The sequence below is a fragment of the Bradyrhizobium sp. 4 genome (assembly GCF_023100905.1).
Taxonomy (GTDB): domain Bacteria; phylum Pseudomonadota; class Alphaproteobacteria; order Rhizobiales; family Xanthobacteraceae; genus Bradyrhizobium.
On the sequence record NZ_CP064686.1, the window covers coordinates 319680 to 339370 of the forward strand.

General features: G+C 64.4%; 17 protein-coding genes. 13 read left to right on the forward strand and 4 right to left on the reverse strand.

Features of this window, described 5'->3' with window-relative positions:
• Window positions 1–449: 449 nt before the first annotated feature.
• The 5 genes from IVB45_RS01515 to recQ all read left to right on the forward strand — a co-directional run bounded on the left by IVB45_RS01515 (window position 450) and on the right by recQ (window position 7613).
• Window positions 450–2024 carry an amidase family protein gene (locus IVB45_RS01515; RefSeq protein ID WP_247363119.1) on the forward strand — a complete coding sequence of 525 codons (1575 nt, stop codon included), beginning with the start codon at window positions 450–452 and terminating at the stop codon, window positions 2022–2024.
• A gap of 253 nt (window positions 2025–2277) precedes the next feature.
• Window positions 2278–3579 carry an O-acetylhomoserine aminocarboxypropyltransferase/cysteine synthase family protein gene (locus IVB45_RS01520; RefSeq protein ID WP_247363118.1) on the forward strand — a complete coding sequence of 434 codons (1302 nt, stop codon included), beginning with the start codon at window positions 2278–2280 and terminating at the stop codon, window positions 3577–3579.
• 12 nt (window positions 3580–3591) lie between these two features.
• Window positions 3592–4593, forward strand: a complete 1002-nt coding sequence (locus tag IVB45_RS01525; RefSeq protein ID WP_247363117.1) for a homoserine O-succinyltransferase — start codon at window positions 3592–3594, stop codon at window positions 4591–4593.
• A gap of 104 nt (window positions 4594–4697) precedes the next feature.
• A complete protein-coding gene (locus tag IVB45_RS01530) occupies window positions 4698–5441 on the forward strand; it encodes a polysaccharide deacetylase family protein (protein ID WP_346015322.1) in 744 nt (247 codons plus the stop codon).
• A 306-nt stretch (window positions 5442–5747) separates the two neighbouring features.
• A complete protein-coding gene (recQ, locus tag IVB45_RS01535; protein ID WP_247363115.1) occupies window positions 5748–7613 on the forward strand; it encodes a DNA helicase RecQ in 1866 nt (621 codons plus the stop codon).
• A gap of 50 nt (window positions 7614–7663) precedes the next feature.
• On the opposite strand, the gene IVB45_RS01540 is transcribed toward recQ, so the two are convergent.
• Window positions 7664–8677 carry a 1-aminocyclopropane-1-carboxylate deaminase gene (locus IVB45_RS01540; protein ID WP_247363114.1) on the reverse strand — a complete coding sequence of 338 codons (1014 nt, stop codon included), beginning with the start codon at window positions 8675–8677 and terminating at the stop codon, window positions 7664–7666.
• A gap of 162 nt (window positions 8678–8839) precedes the next feature.
• Here IVB45_RS01540 and IVB45_RS01545 point away from each other — a divergent pair, with 162 nt between their 5' ends.
• The 3 genes from IVB45_RS01545 (at window position 8840) to IVB45_RS01555 (ending at window position 11181) form a co-directional block, all read left to right on the forward strand.
• On the forward strand, window positions 8840–9304 hold the full coding sequence (locus IVB45_RS01545) for an Lrp/AsnC ligand binding domain-containing protein (RefSeq protein WP_247363113.1): 465 nt from the start codon (window positions 8840–8842) through the stop codon (window positions 9302–9304).
• 45 nt (window positions 9305–9349) lie between these two features.
• Window positions 9350–10510, forward strand: coding sequence for a PLP-dependent cysteine synthase family protein (locus tag IVB45_RS01550; RefSeq protein ID WP_247363199.1), 1161 nt, complete (start codon window positions 9350–9352; stop codon window positions 10508–10510).
• 110 nt (window positions 10511–10620) lie between these two features.
• Entirely contained in the window at window positions 10621–11181 is a 561-nt protein-coding gene (locus IVB45_RS01555; protein ID WP_027568030.1) for a carboxymuconolactone decarboxylase family protein, read from the forward strand.
• A gap of 13 nt (window positions 11182–11194) precedes the next feature.
• Here the strand turns inward: IVB45_RS01555 and IVB45_RS01560 are convergent, their stop codons facing one another.
• Entirely contained in the window at window positions 11195–12778 is a 1584-nt protein-coding gene (locus tag IVB45_RS01560) for a sensor domain-containing diguanylate cyclase (RefSeq protein ID WP_247363112.1), read from the reverse strand.
• 440 nt (window positions 12779–13218) lie between these two features.
• On the opposite strand from IVB45_RS01560, the gene IVB45_RS01565 reads away from it, so the two are divergent.
• Window positions 13219–13464, forward strand: coding sequence for a hypothetical protein (locus tag IVB45_RS01565; protein ID WP_027568028.1), 246 nt, complete (start codon window positions 13219–13221; stop codon window positions 13462–13464).
• A 48-nt stretch (window positions 13465–13512) separates the two neighbouring features.
• Here IVB45_RS01565 and IVB45_RS01570 read toward each other — a convergent pair whose 3' ends face one another.
• On the reverse strand, window positions 13513–14448 hold the full coding sequence (locus IVB45_RS01570; RefSeq protein WP_247363111.1) for an alpha/beta hydrolase: 936 nt from the start codon (window positions 14446–14448) through the stop codon (window positions 13513–13515).
• Window positions 14449–14565: 117 nt separating this feature from the next.
• Here IVB45_RS01570 and IVB45_RS01575 point away from each other — a divergent pair, with 117 nt between their 5' ends.
• A complete protein-coding gene (locus IVB45_RS01575) occupies window positions 14566–15453 on the forward strand; it encodes a branched-chain amino acid aminotransferase (RefSeq protein WP_247363109.1) in 888 nt (295 codons plus the stop codon).
• Window positions 15454–15613: 160 nt separating this feature from the next.
• Here IVB45_RS01575 and phaR read toward each other — a convergent pair whose 3' ends face one another.
• The gene (gene phaR / locus IVB45_RS01580; protein WP_027568025.1) at window positions 15614–16210 is read right to left on the reverse strand and encodes a polyhydroxyalkanoate synthesis repressor PhaR; all 597 of its coding nucleotides are present in this window, start codon (window positions 16208–16210) and stop codon (window positions 15614–15616) included.
• Between the two features lie 303 nt (window positions 16211–16513).
• Here phaR and IVB45_RS01585 point away from each other — a divergent pair, with 303 nt between their 5' ends.
• The 3 genes from IVB45_RS01585 (at window position 16514) to IVB45_RS01595 (ending at window position 19657) form a co-directional block, all read left to right on the forward strand.
• Window positions 16514–17692 (forward strand): acetyl-CoA C-acetyltransferase, encoded by a 1179-nt coding sequence (locus IVB45_RS01585; protein WP_027515119.1) that lies wholly within the window; start codon window positions 16514–16516, stop codon window positions 17690–17692.
• Between the two features lie 241 nt (window positions 17693–17933).
• Window positions 17934–18659: an acetoacetyl-CoA reductase gene (phbB, locus tag IVB45_RS01590; protein WP_027568024.1), complete on the forward strand. Its 726-nt coding sequence runs from the start codon at window positions 17934–17936 to the stop codon at window positions 18657–18659.
• A 128-nt stretch (window positions 18660–18787) separates the two neighbouring features.
• Window positions 18788–19657 (forward strand): EamA family transporter, encoded by an 870-nt coding sequence (locus IVB45_RS01595; RefSeq protein ID WP_247282946.1) that lies wholly within the window; start codon window positions 18788–18790, stop codon window positions 19655–19657.
• Window positions 19658–19691: the final 34 nt, after the last annotated feature.

Genomic DNA, 19691 nt, shown 5'->3' on the forward strand with positions numbered 1-19691 from the left:
CAGGCTACAGGTCGAGGGCCGATTATCTTAGCAATCGAAATGCGCTCATTTAGATTTGGCTGGCTCGGGCCGCTGGCCCCCGTCGCGGCCCATGCGGCGTCCGGCTCTAAGGCGGCCGGCGCTGATCGTCAGCGGCAGACGACGCGAACCCTAATCGTTGATATAGCGGTCAAAAGGATCGATAGCGGCCGAAATCGGCGGAAAAATAGATTTCCACTCTCTCCGCCATCAGCCCCGTCCGGCCAATCTATACCTCCCCTCCCTCGCGCCCGTCCGCGACACCCTTCCATCGGTGGTCGCTGCGGCCATGGCGATGCGGCTGCAGGCAGATGCCCTAGTTTGTCGCTGTCCAAATAGCCGCTTCAAAAGCTAGTCGCGATGCAGAAACGCGCCTGTACACGGTCATGGAACCTCCATAACTTCCGCGGCGCAATTTGAGGGGATGCGACGTGGCGAAGAAGACGGTGACCAGGAAGAAAACTGCTGCGAAGAAAGCAGCGCAGACCTCCGGCAAGAAAAACGCCGTTCGCAAGGGCAAGGTCGCGAAGGCTGCAACCAAGCCGGTCAAGAAGGCCGCCGCGCGAAAATCGTCCGCACCGCGCCGCCCCAAGGGCCCGGCCTGGCAATGGTCGGCGGTCGAGACCGCAGCCGCAATCCGCTCCGGCGCCATCTCCGCAGTCGAGACCGTGGAGGCGCATCTCGACCGGATGCGTGCGGTCAACCCGAGGCTGAACGCCGTTGTCGTCGATCTCTCGGAAGAGGCGCTGGCTGCGGCCCATGCGGCAGACAAGCGGCGCGCGAAGGGCGGCGAGCTCGGCCTTCTGCATGGCGTACCGATCACGATCAAAGAGAATGTCGACTACGAAGGCCGTCCGAATTTCAATGGCGTTCCCGCCAACAAGGACCTCATCGCGCCGTCGGACTCGCCCGTGGTGCGCAACCTGAAGAAGGCCGGCGCGATCGTCCTCGGCCTCACCAACACGCCGGAATTCTCCTTCCGCGGCTTCACCGACAACCCCTTGCACGGGCTGACGCTCAATCCCTGGGATCCGGATATCACTTGCGGTGGCTCCTCGGGCGGTGCGGGGTCGGCCGTCGCCGCCGGCATCGGCACCATCGCGCACGGCAACGACATCGGCGGCTCGCTGCGCTGGCCGGCGCATTGCAACGGCGTTGCGACCATCAAGCCGACACAGGGGCGTATTCCCGCTTTCAACGCGAGCTCAACGGCCGAGCGGCCGATGCTGGCGCATCTGATGTCGGCGCAGGGGCCGCTCGCCCGCCACGTCGCCGACGTCAGGCTCGCGCTGGAGGTGATGAGCCAGCGCGATCCGCGCGATCCCTGGTGGGTGCCGGCGCCGCTGGTGGGGCCGAAGCCGAAGGGGCCGATCAAGGTCGCGCTGGCCAGGATTCCCGAAGACATGGACGTCGATCCGCACGTCGCGGCGGCGCTGCGCCAGGCCGCCGATCATCTGGAGCGTTCCGGCTATCGGGTCAGCGAGGTCGATGTGCCCGACATCGACGGCGTCTGGCAGACTTGGTGCGACATCATCACCAACGAGACGATGGTGATGCAGGAGGCCGGCATGCTGAAGGTGACGTCCGAAGACTTCCACAAGGCTTGGGGCGGCATGAAAGCCAAGGCCAATTTGCTCGACCTCAAGGCCTGGATGCAGGCGACCGCCGCGCGCAACGGCCACATCCGCGCCTGGCAATTGTTCTTCGAGGAGTATCCGGTGGTGCTGGCGCCGACCACGGTGAAGCCGATTCCGGGCCCGCGCGAGGACACCGTCAGCCCCGAGCGCGTGCGCGAGATCTTCTGGGGCGAGATCCGCTTCATCTCCGCGATCAACGTGCTGGGCCTGCCCGGCGCCGTGGTGCCGGTGGCGCTGCACGATGGCAAGCCGATCGGCGTGCAGCTCATCGCCGGGCGCTATCGCGAGGACCTCGCGCTCGATGCGGCGGCCGCGATCGAGAAGCGCGCCGGCGTGCTCGCCCATCGGCTATGGGAACAGATGGACTGATAGGGCAGCGAAGGTTTCACCTTCTCCCCTGCACAAGGGGAGAAGGAAGCCACTCAGCCGGCGGCGAAAAATTTTATTAATCAAATTTGACTCGAATTTTAGCCAATTCCCCAACAACCGTTAGGGTTACTTCCTCGATCTCTAGACGAATTATTGTCCGCTTTACCACCCGCCTCTAACAGAGGGACGGCGGACAACGCACATGCCTCATACAGGCCAATAAGTGCGGCCCGCTCCACGCGGAGGTGGCACGATGCGCAACGAGACGATCGCTATTCACGCCGGCTACGAGCCCGAAGCCACCACGCACGCGGTTGCCGTGCCGATCTACCAGACCGCGGCCTACGCCTTCGACAGCGCCGATCACGGCGCGGCGCTCTTCAATCTCGAGACCGAAGGCTATCGCTACAGCCGCATCGCCAACCCGACCAGCGCGGTGCTGGAAAAGCGTATCGCGGAGCTCGAGGGCGGCGTCGGCGCGCTTGCGGTCGCGACCGGACAGGCTGCGCTGCATTTCGCCTTCGTCAATGTCGCCGATCACGGCGGCAACATCGTTTCCGTGCCGCAGCTCTACGGCACCACGCATACGCTGCTCTCGCACATCCTGCCGCGGCAGGGCATCACCGGCCGCTTCGCCGAGAGCGACAAGCCCGAGGCGATCGAAAAGCTGATCGACGAAAACACCCGCGCCGTGTTCGCCGAAACCATCGGCAATCCCGCCGGCAATGTCTGCGACATCGAGGCGCTGGCGAAGATCGCGCACGCGCATGGCGTGCCGCTGATCGTGGACAATACCGTTGCAACGCCCATTCTGCTCAAGCCGTTCGACTACGGCGCCGACATCGCCGTGCACTCGCTGACCAAGTTTCTGGGCGGCCACGGCACCACGCTCGGCGGCGCCATCGTCGATTCCGGAAATTTCCCGTGGGCGAAATACGCCGACCGCTTCCCCGGCTACAACAAGCCGGACGCCTCCTATCACGGCCTCGTCTATGCCGACCGCTTCGGCAGGACCGCCTATATCGAACGCGCGCGCAGCATCTATCAGCGCACCATGGGTTCGGTGCTGTCGCCGTTCAACGCCTTCCTGCTGCTCCAGGGCATCGAAACCGTCGCGCTGCGCATGGAGCGCCACTGCGAGAACGCCCGCAAGGTCGCCGAATACCTGCGCAAGGATCCGCGCGTGGCCTGGGTCAATTACACCGGTTTCCCGGATAGCCCCTATTACCCGCTGGTGCAGAAATATCTCGACGGCAACGCCTCGTCGCTGTTCACCTTCGGCATCAAGGGCGGGATGGAAGCCGGCAAGTCGTTCTACGATGCGCTGAAGCTGATCACGCGCCTCGTCAATATCGGCGATGCCAAGTCGCTGGCCTGCCATCCTGCCTCGACCACGCACCGGCAGATGTCGGCGGAGCAGCAGCGGGTCGCCGGCGTGCTGCCGGAAACGATCCGCTTGTCGATCGGTATCGAGCATTGCCAGGACATCATCGAGGACCTCGACCAGGCATTGGAAAAGGCCTGCCCGTCCGCGCGCCTCCAGGCCGCGGAGTAGGCGGCCGCGCCGATGACGATCCTGATCGATAGGGATCAAGCCATATCGAGCCCGGCGCTGGTGCCGGGAGCGGGCGATCTGGCGCGCGAGCCCGGCGGCACCGAGCTCACCATCGGGTTGATCAACAACATGCCGGATCCGGCGCTGAAAGCGACCGAGCGGCAGTTCATGAAGCTGCTGCAAGCCGCCGCCGGTCCGCGCCGCATCCGCTTTCACTGCTTCTCGCTACCCTCGGTCAAGCGCTCGCCTGAAGCGAGATGGCATGTCGAGAGCGAATATTCGGACGTCACCGAGCTCAGGCGCCACAAGTTCGACGGCCTGATCGTGACCGGCGCCGAGCCGGTTGCGCCCGAGCTCGATCAGGAACCGTACTGGCGCGATCTCACCGAGCTGATCGACTGGGCCAGGGTCAGCACGCGCTCGACGATCTGGTCGTGCCTCGCTGCGCATGCCGCGGTGTTGCATCTCGACCGCATCGAACGGCGGCCGCTCGCGGCCAAATGTCATGGTATTTTCGACTGCGAGGCCGTGACCAGCGATCTGCTGACGCGGGCCGCGCCTGCGCCGCTCAAGGTCTCGCATTCGCGTCTCAACGAGATCGCCGAGAGCGACCTCGCGCAGGCGGGCTACCAGGTGCTGACGCGTTCCGCAAAGGCCGGCGTCGACATCTTCGTCCGGCAATATGCCAGCCGCTTCGTGTTCTTCCAGGGCCATCCGGAATATGACGCGCTGTCGCTCCAGCGTGAATATCTGCGCGACATCGGTCGTTATCTTGCGCGTGAGCGCGACAATTATCCGAATTTGCCGGTGGGCTATTTTGACGCTGCGACGGAAGAGAAGCTGGTCCGCTTCGAGAAACAGGCAAGGCATCAGCGCCACCCCGCGCTCAGCAACGAACTGCCGGCGCTGACTTTGCGTGCCGATATCGCCGCCGGCAGCGCGGCGGCGGCATTGTTCCGGAACTGGCTGCAATATCTCGGTGCGGGGACCGACGCTTCGGTGCTTGCACGTTAGGTCGGGACGACGGGGTCGACGTTAGGACTAACGAAGTGTGAAGCTTGCCTCGAGCCGCGCACGAATGCTTCAGTGAGGGGCGGGGCAGACAGGAAATGCGAGTCGTGTGGTCGGCACTCCAGGGACGCGTGAGCAATCGGCTGGCCCGGCATTTCCGCGCCGCGCCGCACCGGCTGCCCGCGCATGCGCCCATGGTGAGCTTCACCTTCGACGATGCCCCCGATAGCGCCGCAGGCGAGGGCGCCGGACTTCTGGAGCAGCACGGCGGCCGCGGTACCTTCTATCTCGCGGGCAGCCTGGTCGATCGTCCCTCGGACCACTGGCACGGTCTGTCGAACGATGCGATCGTGCGGCTTCACCGGGCCGGACACGAGATTGCCTGCCATACTTTCTCGCACCTGAGTGCGGTCGGTCTCGACGAGGCCACCATGGCCCGCGAGATCGAGCGAAACCGCAGCCATTTTCGCGGCATCGATTCCTCGATCACGCTGGAAAATTTCGCTTACCCCTATGGCATCGCGTCGGTGTGGCGCAAGCCGCAGCTCGCCAAGACCTTCCGCTCGGCGCGCGGCATCCTTCCCGGCGTCAATCGCGACGTCATCGACCTCCAGTTCCTGCGCGCCTCGCCCCTGGTCGATCGCGAGATCAATACGACGGGTGTCGATCGCTATTTCGACGAGGCGGTCGAGAGCGGCGGGTGGCTGATCTTCTACGGTCATGACGTCGCCGACGCGCCGAGCCCATATGGTTGCACGCCGGACCTGATGCGCCATGCGCTGCAAGCGGCCGGGAAGCGCGACATGCCGATCGTGACGGTCGCGGAAGCGCTGCGAAGGATCGGGGCGTAGCTTACTCTTCCCTTCTCCCCTTGTGGGAGAAGGTGGCATAGGCGGCCTTCGGCCGCCGTTCTTAAAACAAAACGCCGATGCTTCGCATCGGCTATGGCGCCGGATGGGGTATGCCTCGGTGAAGCAATCTCTATCGCATGTGGGGACAGAGATCCCTCACCCGTCTCGCCGATACGCGACGAGCCACCCTCTCCCACAAGGGGAGAGGGGAAGACTCGGGTCTCGCTCCGCAAACAGTCTTGCCACGCCTGCGCGGTCATGCGACTGGCCTTGTGACGAATCTCACGGCCTCACCCCGACATGCCCATGTCCTCTCCTTCCACCGCTCCGCTGCCTGCGCCGGCCCAGGGCCGCGATGCGCTGTCGGTGCTGCGTTCGGTGTTCGGCCTGCCCGGGTTCCGCGGCGCGCAGGGCGAGATCATCCGGCATGTCACCGACGGCGGCAATTGCCTGGTGTTGATGCCGACCGGCGGCGGCAAGTCACTGTGCTATCAATTGCCGGCGCTGCTGCGCGATGGCTGCGGTGTCGTGGTGTCGCCCTTGATTGCGCTGATGCGCGATCAGGTCGCCGCCATGCTCGAAGCAGGCGTCAACGCCGCCGCGCTGAACTCGTCCCTGACCCCGCAGGAAGCCTCCGACATCGAGCGGCGCCTGATCGCGGGTGATCTCGACCTGCTCTATGTCGCGCCGGAACGGCTGGTGACGCCGCGCTGCCTGGCGCTGCTGGCGCGGGCGAAGGTGGCGCTGTTCGCGATCGACGAGGCGCATTGCGTCTCGCAATGGGGCCATGATTTCCGCCCCGAATATGTCGGCCTGTCCATCATCGCCGAGCGTTTTCCAGACGTTCCGCGCATCGCGCTGACCGCGACCGCCGACGAGTTGACCCGCAAGGAGATCGTCGAGCGGCTTCAGCTTGCAGACAGTCCGCACTTCGTCTCCAGCTTCGATCGTCCCAACATCCGTTACGAGATCGTCGACAAGCGCAACGCGGTGTCGCAGCTCAAGGATTTCATCCGGGAGCGTCACGCAGGCGATGCGGGCGTCGTCTATTGCCTGTCCCGCAAACGGGTCGAGGAGGTCGCCGCCGCGCTCGACGACGCCGGCATTGCGGCGTTGCCCTATCACGCCGGGCTCGACAGCAGCGTGCGCTCGCGCAACCAGGACCGCTTCCTCAACGAGGACGGCATCGTCATCGTCGCGACCATTGCCTTCGGCATGGGCATCGACAAGCCCGACGTGCGCTTCGTCGCGCATCTCGATCTGCCCAAGAGCATCGAGGCTTATTACCAGGAGACAGGGCGCGCCGGCCGTGACGGCAAGCCGTCGGCGGCCTGGATGGCCTACGGTCTCTCGGACATCGTGCAGCAGCGCCGCATGATCGACGAGTCGAGCGGCTCCGAGGAATTCAAGCGGGTCTCGATCGGCAAGCTCGATGCGCTCGTTGGCCTTGCCGAAACGCCGCACTGCCGGCGTCGGCGGCTGCTCGCCTATTTCGGCGAGATCGTGATGAGCGAGGGCTGCGGCAATTGCGACAATTGCCTGACGCCGCCGAAAATGCGCGACGGCAAGGTGCTGGCGCAAAAGCTTCTGTCCTGCGTCTATCGCACCGGGCAGCGTTTCGGCGCGATGCATCTCATCGACGTGCTGATCGGACGCCTGACCGAGAAGGTGACGCAGTTCGGCCACGACAAGCTCACGGTGTTCGGCATCGGGCGCGAGCTCAACGAGAAGCAGTGGCGCACGGTGCTGCGGCAGCTCGTGGCGATGGGACATTTGCTGAGTGACAGCGAAGCTTTCGGCGCGCTGAAGCTGACGGATTCGTCGCGCGGCGTGCTGCGGGGCGAAACGGAAGTGTGGCTGCGCGAGGAAGCGCCCGGCACCCGGATCCGTTCGAGCCGCGCCAAGTCCCGCCGCGGTGATCTGGCGCCGGCGGCCGGTGCGCCGCAGGGCGATGTCGATCCTGAATTGCGCACGCGGCTAAGAGCTTGGCGCTCCGACATTGCCCGCGAACGTGGCGTGCCGGCCTACGTGGTCCTGCACGACGCCACCATCGACGGCATCGTTCGCGCATGGCCGACCACGATGGACGAGCTGCGCAATGTGCCCGGCATCGGCGACAAGAAGCTCGAGCACTACGGCGACGAGCTGCTGCAGATTGTCAGGACGCGGTAGGGCTCGGTTCGTACCCCGGATTGCGCTGCGCTCCATCCGGGCTACCGACCTCAGCCGTTCCGGAACGCATACCCGTAGCCGTTCAGCGCCGGCGCGCCGCCGAGATGGGCGTAGAGGATCTTTGCGCCCTTCTCGAAATAGCCCTTCTGCGTGAGGTCGATCAGGCCCTGCATCGACTTGCCCTCGTAGACGGGGTCGGTGATCATGGCTTCGAGACGCGCGGTGAGGCGGATCGCCTCCTTGGTCTCTTCCGACGGCACGCCGTAGGCGGGATAAGCGTAGTCCTCGATCAGCACGACGTCGTCGGCGACGAGATCCTGGCCGAGCTCGACGAGCTTGGCCGTGTTCTGCGCGATCGAGAGCACCTGCGCCTTGGTCTGCGCCGGGGTGAAGGAGGCGTCGATGCCGATCACCTTTCGCGCGCGGCCATCGGCGGCGAAGCCGACCAGCATGCCGGCATGGGTCGAGCCGGTGACGGTGCAGACCACGATGTAGTCGAACTTGAAGCCAAGTTCGGTTTCCTGCTTGCGCACTTCCTCGGCGAAGCCGACGTAGCCGAGGCCGCCGAACTTATGCACGGAGGCGCCGGCGGGAATCGCATAGGGCTTGCCGCCCGCCGCCTTCACCTCCTCGATGGCCTCCTCCCAGCTCTTGCGGATGCCGATGTCGAAGCCATCGTCGACCAGGCGCACGTCGGCGCCCATGATGCGCGACAGCATGATGTTGCCGACGCGGTCATAGACGGCGTCCTCGTGCGGCACCCAGGCCTCCTGCACCAGACGGCACTTCATGCCGATCTTGGCCGCGACCGCCGCGATCATGCGGGTGTGGTTGGACTGCACGCCGCCGATCGAGACCAGCGTGTCGGCGTTCGAGGCGATCGCGTCGGGGATGATGTATTCGAGTTTGCGCAGCTTGTTGCCGCCATAAGCGAGCCCGGAATTGCAGTCCTCGCGCTTGGCGTAGACCTCGACGTTGCCGCCGAGATGCTTTGACAGCCGCTCCAGCTTCTCGATGGGCGTCGGACCAAAGGTCAGCGGATAGCGCGCGAATTTTTCGAGCATCGTCAGATCATCCCGATTGGCGTTAATGTCTCCAAAAATGGTAGCATCGCTCTGCAAAAAGGTGCTTTCAATATTGTGCCTCTATTGCGCATGATCTTGCGATAGCGGATCAAACACGCCGCATTCCTTTCGGAATAGGTGCCAAGTACGGAAGTTTCTTCCATGTCCGCTCGTCTTGACCGTATCGACCTTAAGATACTGAGGTTGCTGCAAAATAACGGCCGGCTGAGCAACGCCGAGCTGGCCGAAACCGTCGCCATCAGTCCCGCCACCTGCCATCGCCGCACCCAGCGCCTGTTCGAGCACGGCTTCATCGCCGCCGTCCGCGCCATGGTCGCGCCGAAGAAGGTGGCAAAGGGCACGCTGGTGATGGTCGGGGTCGTGCTCGACCGCTCGACGCCGGAGAGCTTTGCGATCTTCGAGCAGGCGATCACCAGGCTGAAATTCGTGCTCGACTGTCACCTCGTCGCCGGCGACTTCGACTATTTCCTCAAGATCCGCGTCGGCGACATGGAGGACTTCAACCGCATCCACGGCGAGCAGCTGATCGCGCTGCCCGGCGTGCGCCAGACCCGCACCTTCTTCGTGATGAAGGAAGTAGTCGACAACGCGCCGCTGGAGTTTTGAGCGGAAGCTATTGATGCGCGATCCGCATCATGAGAGATTCAGGTGATGCAGCCATTCCCCTTCCGCCACCTCAATCCGGCCGGACCGGCCTATCGGCGCGGTTGGGTGGACGAGGCGGTCGCCGCGATCGAGGCCGACCAGTGCCGCACGGCCGACACGCATCTGATCCGGCTGATCGTGCCGGCGCTATCAGGCATCGACATCTATCTGAAAGATGAGTCCACGCATCCGACCGGTAGCCTGAAGCACCGGCTCGCGCGCTCGCTCTTTCTTTACGCGCTCTGCAACGGCCACATCCGCGAAGGCACGCCTGTCGTCGAGGCGTCGTCGGGATCGACCGCGGTGTCGGAAGCCTATTTCGCGCAGATGATCGGCGTGCCCTTCTATGCCGTGATGCCGCGCACGACCTCGGCGGAGAAGATCGCCGCGATCGAGCATTACGGCGGTAACTGCCATCTGATCGACGACGGCCGCGCGCTGTATGCGGAGGCCGGCGCGCTGGCCGCACGGCTGGACGGCCACTACATGGACCAGTTCACCTTCGCGGAGCGCGCCACCGACTGGCGCGGCAACAACAACATCGCCGAATCCATCTTCACGCAATTGCAGGGCGAGCCGCGCCCGCTGCCGGACTGGATCGTGATGGGCGCGGGCACCGGCGGCACCTCGGCCACCATCGGACGCTATTTGCGTTATCGCCAGTATCCGACACGGCTATGCGTCGCCGATGTCGAGCATTCCGCTTTCTTCGACTGCTTCAGCTCGCAGGACCGCTCCCATGTCTGCGACCGCCCCTCGCTGATCGAAGGTGTCGGCCGGCCGCGCTGCGAACCCTCCTTCGTGCCGGGCGTGGTCGATCGCATGATGAAGATCCCGGATGCGGCGACGATCGCGGCGATGAACGTGCTATCGCGCCGGCTGCGCCGCGCGGTGGGGGGCTCGACCGGCACCAATTTCCTGGCGCTGTGCCGGCTCGCCTCGGACATGCGAAAGGCGAATCAGACGGGATCGCTGGTGACGCTGATCTGCGATTCCGGCGAGCGCTACCGGCAGACCTATTATGAGCCCGCCTGGCTGAAAGCGCGCGGACTCGATCCAGCGCCGTTCGAGGCGGCCTTGTCGTCGTTCCTCGATACAGCGCAGCCACTGGCGCTTGAGTTCGAAGACGTAACGAATCCGCAGAACTTGCGAAATCCTGAGGCCTGATAGCTGGCGCTTCCCTGCCATTGCAAGATTGCACGGCCGTCACGGCAACTTCACTTGCCTTGCGCGCGCCTGCGGGCGAGTTTCGCGGCTTCTCAACGAGGAGACCTGCCGTGCGCCTTCCCATTCTCGACCCGAAAGACCTGAGTGCCGAACAGAAGCCGCTCTATGACGACATGCGAGCGGGCATCAAGGATCACTTCAAGGGCTTTGTGAACATGCGCGACGATGGCGCGCTGCTCGGGCCCTGGAATCCCTGGATCCGCGAGCCGCGCTTCGGCAAGCCGGTGTGGGAGCTGGTCAAGGCAATCGCGGCGAACCCGCTGCTGCCGGCGCCGGTGCGTGAGGTCGCGATCCTCGTCACCGGCTCGCATTTCCGCTCCGGCTACGAACTCTATGCGCATGTGCTGGTCGCCGAGCAGCGCGGCCTCTCCGACGAGAAGCTCGCGACCATCGTCGCCGGACAGCGGCCGGTCGATCTCACCAAGCAGGAGGCCGTCGCCTACGACGTGGCGTCCGCATTGGTCAGCGGCGGCGTGCTGCCGGAACTGACTTATCGGGCCGCGGTCAAGGAATTCGGCGAGCACGGTGCGGCCGAACTGTCCTATCTCGTCGGCGTTTACTGCATGGTGTCGGTCACGCTGAACACGTTCGACGTGCCGGTGCCGGACTAGATCTGCGGTGCGATCACTCTGCCGCCTTGTTCATGGGCGGCGGAGGCGACCAGGCAATACAGCGATTGCGACCTTCGGTCTTCGCCTGGTAGAGCGCGTGATCGGCCGCGCTCATCAAGGCGTCGATGCCGGACATGCTGACACTTGCTTCCGCAATGCCGATGCTCACGGTAACGCCGAACTGAATTTGGTCGACGGCGATCTGTGCGCTCATCACGCGTTTGCGGATTCTCTCGGCGACGATTCTTGCACGCGACAGGCTGGTTTCGGGCAGCAGAATCGCGAACTCCTCGCCGCCGAAGCGGCCGACGACGTCCGATTTGCGCTTGCCATCGAGGCATGCGGCCGCCACGGCCTTGATCGCTTCGTCTCCGACCGCGTGACCATAGCGGTCGTTGACAGACTTGAAATGGTCGATGTCGAGCATCAGGACCGAAACGGAGCGGTAGTAGCGCTGGAAGCGGCTCCATTCTGCGTCGAGCGAGCCCAGCAAATGGCGGCGATTATAGAGGCCCGTGAGCGGGTCGGTGGTGGCCAGGCGCTCCAGCATGTTGGCCTTGTTGGTGAGATCGGTAATATCGACATAGGTCAGCATGCGGCCGCCGTTCGACATCGTGGTGCAGTGGGCCCTGATCCGCCGCGCATCCGGCGTCTGGAGGTCGCGCACATGATCGCCCGCCTTGACTTCGGCGACGCGCTTGACGGGAAATTTCGCCAGTTCGTTCGCCGGCAGATCGGGCGCGCTCGCACGGTGCACCCGGCTCACCAACGATGCATAGGTCGGGCGGGCGGCGGCTTCCTGTTCGCTCACCTCCCAGAACCGCCGCATGCGCCGGTTCATGAAGCTGGCGCTGAGATCGCGGTCGAGCAGCAGCACGCCGTCCTCGACGTTCTCGAGGGCGTCGCGCAGCAATTTCAGCTCGTCGGAGTGGCGCACGATGTCGGTGACCGGCGTATAGGTCAGCATCCGCCCGCCGTTGGGCAGAGGCGTGCATTGCATCCGAACGACGTCGCCGCTGGTACGGCGCAGGTCGCGCGGCGACGCATCGCCTACCTGTATTTGACGGACGCGCTCGGCGACATAAGCCTCCAGCTCGGCCGGCGGAATTTCGTAGGCGAGCGTATCGCGGCCATGATGCATCAGCGTCACAAATGACGGGTTGCTGTTGGCGACTTCATCCGGCAACAGCCACATCTGCCGGAACGCCCGATTGATCAATTGCGCGCGGAGATTGGCATCCAGCAGCACGATGCCCAGTGGGACGAAATCGAGTGCCGCGCGAAGCGCCAGCATCTGTCCCCGTATCAGCGAATCGGTCGGCCGCTCCTGCTCGTCCACGGCCTTCGGATCGACATGATCTTCCGCTCCGAGCGCAACCCCGACCTGACGGTCCGACCGCCAGAGCACACGGCAGGAGAGGATCTCCTGGCCTGCGAGCCGGAGCTGGAACCGATCGGGCACGCCGAGGCTGCTCTGCATCTCCAGCGTCGCGCCGTCTTCGGACATCCGGCGCACGACGCAATCGATCGTCGACTGACCGAAGTTGAAGAAGATCTGGCCGGCGAGGAACGTTCGTTCCGATACCAAGCGGGGCATTCCCAACCTCCCAAGCGGAATTGGCTCAGTTTGCCGCAAGCTTATTTGCCGAAAGGTAAGGCGGTGGGCGATTGCGCGAGAGGGCTAACAATTGGTTCACGCATCCGGCGTCGTTTACGTCAGCGGAGAACGCGAAAAGCCCTTCATCATCAACGATGAGCGGGAGCGGCCTTGCTCCGATATGCGTGAAAATGCGGACGCTCCGCTTTACGGAAAATCCACCACGGTCCGCAGTCAGCCGCGCACCGCGTAGAGCGGCGTCCGCAACGTCACGCGTTTGCCCTGATGGCGGAACTGCCTGTTGGATGGAATGTGATCGCCCGCGTGGTCAAGCGGTGTCCGCAATCGGTGGACGGTGCGAATGCACGCAGGTACGTTGCCGTGACCGCACGGACACAATCCGCGCCAGAGTGCAGGCCGGACAATGGAGAACGATAGCCATGGACACGTCACGCCGCATCCTGCTCGCCGGACTGGCGGGATTCGCCGTTGCGCCGACCGCCGCTGGAGCCGCGCCCTCGATCGCGGCCGATGACGTGACGGTCGCCGAAGAGCGCTTTGCGCGCATGATCGCAGCTGCGCATGCGCCCGACGTCACCTGCGTGCGACAGGCCGAGCGTTATGCGGACGCGCATTGGCCAAATTACGTCGCGGCGGCGCGTTCCGTCATCGCGGCGAGAGCGTGAGGCATTCTCTTTCCTCTCCCGTTGCGGGAGACGGCAACACGAGGTGTTTCACGTCCCCACCGCTCGCCTTACCTGCTCACCGATCTGCGACAGCACGAGCTGCGCCTGCGGCAGGATGGCGCCCATGGCGTGGAAATTGTGAACCATGCCCTCGTGGCAGACGTGCTCGACCGTGACGCCCGCGGCGAGCAGCTTGCGCGCATAGGCATTGCCCTCGTCGCGCATCGGGTCGTACTCGGCGGTGTGGATGATGGCGGTCGGCAGGTCCGCAAGCCGTGTCGCGCGCAAGGGCGAGATGCGCGGATCGGCGGCATCCAAGTCCTCGGGCAGATAATCGGCGAGATCGGCTTCGATCGTGACGCGGTCGATCAGGTGGCCCTCGGCGAATGCCTCGCGCGAAGGCGAGGCCTCCTCGAAATCCAGCACCGGGCAGATCAGGCATTGCGCGACGATGGAAAGGCCCGCGGTCTGCGCCGCCTCCTGGCACACGATCGCAGCGAGCGTTGCACCGGCGGAATCGCCGCCGAGCACCAGACGCCCGGCGTCGATGCCGAGCGATGCGGCCTCGCGCGCCACCCATTCGGTGGCGGCGATCGCATCGTCCACGGCAGCGGGGAATTTGTGCTCGGGTGCCAGCCGGTAATCGACCGAGACGAGACGGCAGCCGGTCGCATGTGCCAGCGCCGCCGCGATGCGGTCATGCGTGGCGATGCTGCCGGCAACGAGCCCGCCGCCGTGAAAGAACACGAAGCCGGGCGCGCGATCGTCGGCGCCTGCGGGTGAATAGAGGCGATAGGGCAGCGCGCCGCCGGGACCAGGCAGCATGCCGTCGGACGTCGTCACGTCAGGGGCATCGGCGCGCGCAAACTGCATCAGCTTTGCCAATGATTGCCGCCGTGCCTCCACGCTGGGCCGGCTCCGCGCCTGCGGCGCAGCCGCAGCCATCATGGTCAACAAACGCTTTGCGAGCGGATCGAGCGGCATGGTGCTTCCTTTCCCCTTCCGGGAGGGTAACTCACCATTTTCCCGCAGGGAATCATTTAGAAATTGCGCCCAATAGTGGCGCTATAATGCGGCGCCACGCCAATGGAGAGGCCGGTCATGGCCGAGATCAAAAAGCCCATCGCTTATTCGCCGAGCTGGACCTTCTTTGAGGGCAAATGGCATGACGGCAATGTGCCGATCATGGGTCCGCGCACGCATGCGGCCTGGCTCGGCTCCGTCGTGTTCGACGGTGCGCGGGCGTTCGAAGGCGTCGCGCCCGATCTCGACCGTCACGTCGCCCGCGCCAATCAATCCGCGATCAGCTTTGGCCTGAAGCCGCTGGTCGATACCGGGACCTGGCTGACACTCGCAAACGAGGGCATCGCGCGCTTCGCGCCGAATGCCGAGCTCTACGTCCGTCCGATGTACTGGGCGCGGAACGGCTCGGGCGGCGGCGTGCTGTTCGATCCCGAGACCACCGATTGGTGCCTGTGCATCTACGAGGCGCCGATGCCAAAGCCGGTCGGCAACGCGATCACGCTGTCGCCGTTCCGCAGGCCCACCGCCGAGTGCGCCCCGGTCGAGGCCAAGGCCGCCTGTCTCTATCCGAACAATTCGCGCGCGCTTGCCGAGGCCGCCTCGCGCGGCTTCCAGAACGCGCTGATGCTCGACATGCTCGGCAACGTCGCGGAGTTCGGCAATTCCAACGTGTTCATGGCCAAGGACGGCGTGGTCTACACGCCGGTACCGAACGGCACCTTCCTCAACGGCATCACCCGCCAGCGGGTCATCAGCCTGCTTCGCGCCGACGGCGTCACCGTGGTCGAGAAGACGCTGCGCTATGCCGACTTCCTCGCCGCCGACGAGATCTTTTCTACGGGCAATTTCGCGAAAGTCGCGCCGGTGATCCGCATCGATGATCGCGAGCTGCAGCCGGGCCCGTTCTACACCCGCGCGCGCAAGCTCTATTGGGACTTTGCCCACGTGGTGAAGCTGGCGGCGTAGCTTCCGCAGTTTCCCCGTCATTGCGAGCAAAGCGAAGCAATCCAGGCTGCCTCCGCGGAGGGATTCTGGATTGCTTCGCTGCGCTCGCAATGACGAGGTGGGGGACTGCTGAGGAAATCAGCGGGCCGCGGCGCTCGCGACGCGAGCGCGACGAGAGGACCTATTCGTCCTTCTTCGACATCCGCTCGAGGCGTTCCTGCATGTCCTTCATCTGCTGGCGCAGATCGTCGATATTGCTGTCCTTCGGGGCTTCTGCGGTCGGCTCGGGCGCCGGCTCCGCGGAGCCGGCGGGGCGGCCTGCGCCGGGCGCGAAAGGCTTGAACATCGAGAAGGTCTGCTGGAACAGCTCCATGTTGCGGCGGACCTGTTCCTCCAGCGGCGCAAACGGGGTCCCGGACAGCGAGGTGGCGATCTGCTTGCGGAACTTCTCCTGCTCCTGCGTCAGCGACGCGATGGCCTGCTCCAGATATTTCGGCACCACCATCTGCATGCTGTCGCCGTAGAAGCGGATGAGCTGGCGCAGGAAAGTGGTCGGGAGCAGGTTCTGGCCGGCCTTGTTCTCCTGCTCGAAGATGATCTGGGCAAGTACGGAGCGGGTGATGTCGTCGCCGGTCTTGGCGTCGTAGACCAGGAAATCTTCGCCGTCCTTGACCATGGAGGCGAGGTCTTCCAGCGTCACGTAAGTGCTCGTCCCGGTGTTATAGAGCCGGCGGTTCGCGTATTTCTTGATGGTGGTGGGTTGGTCTGATTTCGCCATGGGCTCTCACTTGCAAGCGCGGAGAACGGGAACCTGACGGGCTATGCCGCAGGGCGGGAAGAGTACGCAACGCAACAAAATAAGCATTTTCAAAGGGGTCACGCTACCGTTTTGTGCGCCACGGTTAATCGGGCAGCAAAAACGTGCTTGCGAAAGCGCCAAGAACGCTATTTTGAATGCGCTGCGGGATGAATTCGGCCGCCGGCCGATTGACATGCCTCAACGACGTTAACAGGATGCCGTCCGAGACTGGCGAGCCGTTTCCCCAGCCCCGTCTGCCCCCATTCAACCCAGGAGATGCCCATGTCAGACGATGTCGTCATCGTCAGCGCCGCCCGCACCCCGGTCGGAAGCTTCAACGGAGCGTTCGCAACCCTTCCCGCCCATGATCTCGGCGCCATCGCCATCAAGGCCGCGCTGGAGCGCGGCGGCATCGAGCCCGGCCGGGTCTCCGAAGTCATCATGGGCCAGATCCTGACCGCCGCCCAGGGTCAGAACCCGGCCCGCCAGGCCTCGATCAATGCCGGCATTCCGGTCGAGAGCCCGGCCTGGGGCGTCAACCAGCTCTGCGGCTCGGGCCTGCGCACCGTTGCGCTCGGCTATCAGGCACTGCTCAACGGCGATTCCGAGATCGTGGTCGCCGGCGGCCAGGAATCCATGAGCATGGCTCCGCACGCCCAGTACCTGCGTGGCGGCGTCAAGATGGGTGCAGTCGAATTCATCGACACCATGATCAAGGACGGTCTGTGGGACGCCTTCAACGGCTATCACATGGGCAACACCGCCGAGAACGTCGCGCGGCAGTGGCAGATCACCCGCGCCCAGCAGGACGAGTTCGCGGTCGCCTCGCAGCAGAAGGCCGAAGCCGCGCAGAAGGCCGGTAGATTCAACGACGAAATCGTTCCCGTCACCATCAAGGGACGCAAGGGCGATGTCGTCGTCAGCGCCGACGAATATCCGCGCCATGGCGCAACGGTCGACGCGATGGCGAAGCTCCGTCCGGCCTTCGAGAAGGACGGCACGGTCACCGCGGGCTCTGCGTCGGGTATCAATGACGGCGCTGCGGTCGTGGTGCTGATGACCGCCAAGCAGGCTGCCAAGGAAGGCAAGAAGCCGCTCGCGCGCATCGTGTCCTGGGCGCAGGCCGGCGTCGATCCGAAGATCATGGGCTCGGGCCCGATCCCGGCCTCGCGTGCCGCGCTGAAGAAGGCCGGCTGGAATGTCGGCGATCTCGACCTGATCGAGGCCAACGAAGCCTTCGCGGCGCAGGCCTGTGCCGTCAACAAGGATCTCGGCTGGGATACCTCCAAGGTCAACGTCAACGGCGGCGCGATCGCGATCGGCCATCCGGTCGGTGCCTCCGGCGCGCGCGTTCTGGTGACGCTGCTCCACGAAATGCAGAAGCGGGATTCAAAGAAGGGTCTCGCCACGCTGTGCATCGGCGGCGGCATGGGTATCGCGATGTGTGTGGCGCGCGACTGAAGATATTTGCCGCGTCATTTGCGCGTGCGCTGCACACGTGACTGAGTGCGTTGCACGCGATTAAAAAGGCGGCGGTTGCAAATCAAATATTCTTCGCAACCGTACAAGCCTCGACTAAAGAGAAACGCCCGGCTCGACGCCGGGCGTTTTGTTCTTGATGTCCGTCAAACGTGCCCCATAATCCGCGCTTAAAAACGATCGCTCAGAAACGTCCGAAGAGTCCAAGGGAAGGAAATACGATATGGCACGTGTTGCATTGGTGACGGGTGGTACGCGGGGCATCGGAGCTGCGATCAGCAAGGCGCTGAAGGCGGCCGGCTACAAGGTGGCGGCGAGCTATGCCGGCAACGACACCGCGGCGGAGAAGTTCAAGGCCGAGACCGGCATCGCCGTCTACAAATGGGACGTCAGCAGTTTCGATGCTTGCGCCGAGGGCGTGAAGAAGGTCGAGGCCGAGATCGGCCCGATCGACGTGCTCGTCAACAATGCCGGCATTACCCGCGACACCGCCTTTCACAAGATGACGCTCGAGCAGTGGAACGCCGTCATCAATACCAACCTCGGTTCGCTGTTCAACATGACGCGTCCAGTCATTGAAGGCATGCGTGCGCGCAAGTTCGGTCGCATCATCTCGATCTCGTCGATCAACGGCCAAAAGGGACAGTTCGGCCAGGTCAACTATTCCGCGGCAAAGGCCGGTGACATCGGCTTCACCAAGGCACTCGCGCTCGAGAACGCCAAGGGCGGCATCACCGTCAACGCGATCTGCCCCGGCTACATCAACACCGAAATGGTGCAGGCCGTGCCGAAGGACGTCCTGGAAAAGAACGTGATCCCGCAGATCCCGGTCAATCGGCTCGGCGAACCGGAAGAGATCGCGCGCGCGGTCGTGTTCCTGGCGGCCGACGAGGCCGGCTTCATCACCGGCTCGACGCTGACCATCAATGGCGGCCAATATCAGGCCTGATGACGCCAATTCTCTCCGCTGAACGTCGCTGAGCCAAATGCCTGTAGCTTCAGGCGCGACAAGGCGATAGTGAAGACGAAAATGCCCGGCCTCGTGCCGGGCATAAACGTCCTCAGAGCCTTTGATCGATGACCCCCCGCACGGCAACGCTGATCGGATTGACCGCGATCCTGATGTGGTCGCTGCTGTCGGTGATGACGGTGGCGACCGGAAAGATCCCGGCGTTCCAGCTGGCCGCGATGACGTTCGCAATCGGCGGTCTCGTCGGCCTGCTCACCTGGATTGGCCGCGGCGAGGCGGCCAAAAGCCTGCGTCAGCCGCTGGCCGTGTGGACCGTCGGTGTCGGCGGATTGTTCGGCTATCACGCGCTGTATTTCCTCGCGCTGCGCTTTGCGCCGCCGGCTGAAGCCGGCCTGCTGAATTATCTGTGGCCGCTCCTGATCGTGCTGTTCTCGTCGTTCCTGCCGGGCGAGCGGCTTGCCGTGCATCACGTCGTGGGCGCCGTGCTCGGCCTCGTCGGCACCGTGCTGCTGTTCGCCGGGAACACCTCCGGATTCACGCAGGGTCAATTGCCGGGATTGGCCGCGGCCTTCATCGCAGCGTTCGTGTGGGCGACCTATTCGGTGTTGTCGCGGCGATTGAAGGCGGTGCCGACCGATGCGGTCGCGGGATTTTGCCTCGCCACCGCCGTGCTCGCCGCGCTGATGCATGGACTGCTCGAAACCACGGTGTGGCCGGACACGACCTTGCAATGGCTCTCCGTGATCGCGCTCGGCATCGGTCCGGTCGGTGCTGCGTTCTACGCCTGGGACATCGGCATGAAGCGCGGCGACATCCGCGTGCTCGGCGCCGCGTCCTACGCGACGCCGCTACTCTCGACCGGCTTCCTCATCGCCGCCGGATTCGCCAATGCCAGCGCCAACATCACCATCGCGGCGATCCTGATCGCCGGCGGCGGCCTGATAGCCGCGAAGGACATGGTGCTGCGAAAGCGGTAGCGTCATTGCCGGCGCAAGCCGAAGCGACGGGGCC

What these genes read in the sequence shown, in the direction of transcription:
- IVB45_RS01520 (WP_247363118.1), top strand. Translation starts at nt 2,278, where the DNA reads ATGCGCAACGAGACGATCGCTATTCACGCCGGCTACGAGCCCGAAGCC.
- IVB45_RS01525 (WP_247363117.1), top strand. Translation starts at nt 3,592, where the DNA reads ATGACGATCCTGATCGATAGGGATCAAGCCATATCGAGCCCGGCGCTG.
- recQ (WP_247363115.1), top strand. Translation starts at nt 5,748, where the DNA reads ATGTCCTCTCCTTCCACCGCTCCGCTGCCTGCGCCGGCCCAGGGCCGC.
- IVB45_RS01540 (WP_247363114.1), bottom strand. Translation starts at nt 8,677, where the DNA reads ATGCTCGAAAAATTCGCGCGCTATCCGCTGACCTTTGGTCCGACGCCC.
- IVB45_RS01545 (WP_247363113.1), top strand. Translation starts at nt 8,840, where the DNA reads ATGTCCGCTCGTCTTGACCGTATCGACCTTAAGATACTGAGGTTGCTG.
- IVB45_RS01550 (WP_247363199.1), top strand. Translation starts at nt 9,350, where the DNA reads ATGCAGCCATTCCCCTTCCGCCACCTCAATCCGGCCGGACCGGCCTAT.
- IVB45_RS01560 (WP_247363112.1), bottom strand. Translation starts at nt 12,778, where the DNA reads ATGCCCCGCTTGGTATCGGAACGAACGTTCCTCGCCGGCCAGATCTTC.
- IVB45_RS01565 (WP_027568028.1), top strand. Translation starts at nt 13,219, where the DNA reads ATGGACACGTCACGCCGCATCCTGCTCGCCGGACTGGCGGGATTCGCC.
- IVB45_RS01570 (WP_247363111.1), bottom strand. Translation starts at nt 14,448, where the DNA reads ATGCCGCTCGATCCGCTCGCAAAGCGTTTGTTGACCATGATGGCTGCG.
- IVB45_RS01575 (WP_247363109.1), top strand. Translation starts at nt 14,566, where the DNA reads ATGGCCGAGATCAAAAAGCCCATCGCTTATTCGCCGAGCTGGACCTTC.
- phaR (WP_027568025.1), bottom strand. Translation starts at nt 16,210, where the DNA reads ATGGCGAAATCAGACCAACCCACCACCATCAAGAAATACGCGAACCGC.
- IVB45_RS01585 (WP_027515119.1), top strand. Translation starts at nt 16,514, where the DNA reads ATGTCAGACGATGTCGTCATCGTCAGCGCCGCCCGCACCCCGGTCGGA.
- phbB (WP_027568024.1), top strand. Translation starts at nt 17,934, where the DNA reads ATGGCACGTGTTGCATTGGTGACGGGTGGTACGCGGGGCATCGGAGCT.
- IVB45_RS01595 (WP_247282946.1), top strand. Translation starts at nt 18,788, where the DNA reads ATGACCCCCCGCACGGCAACGCTGATCGGATTGACCGCGATCCTGATG.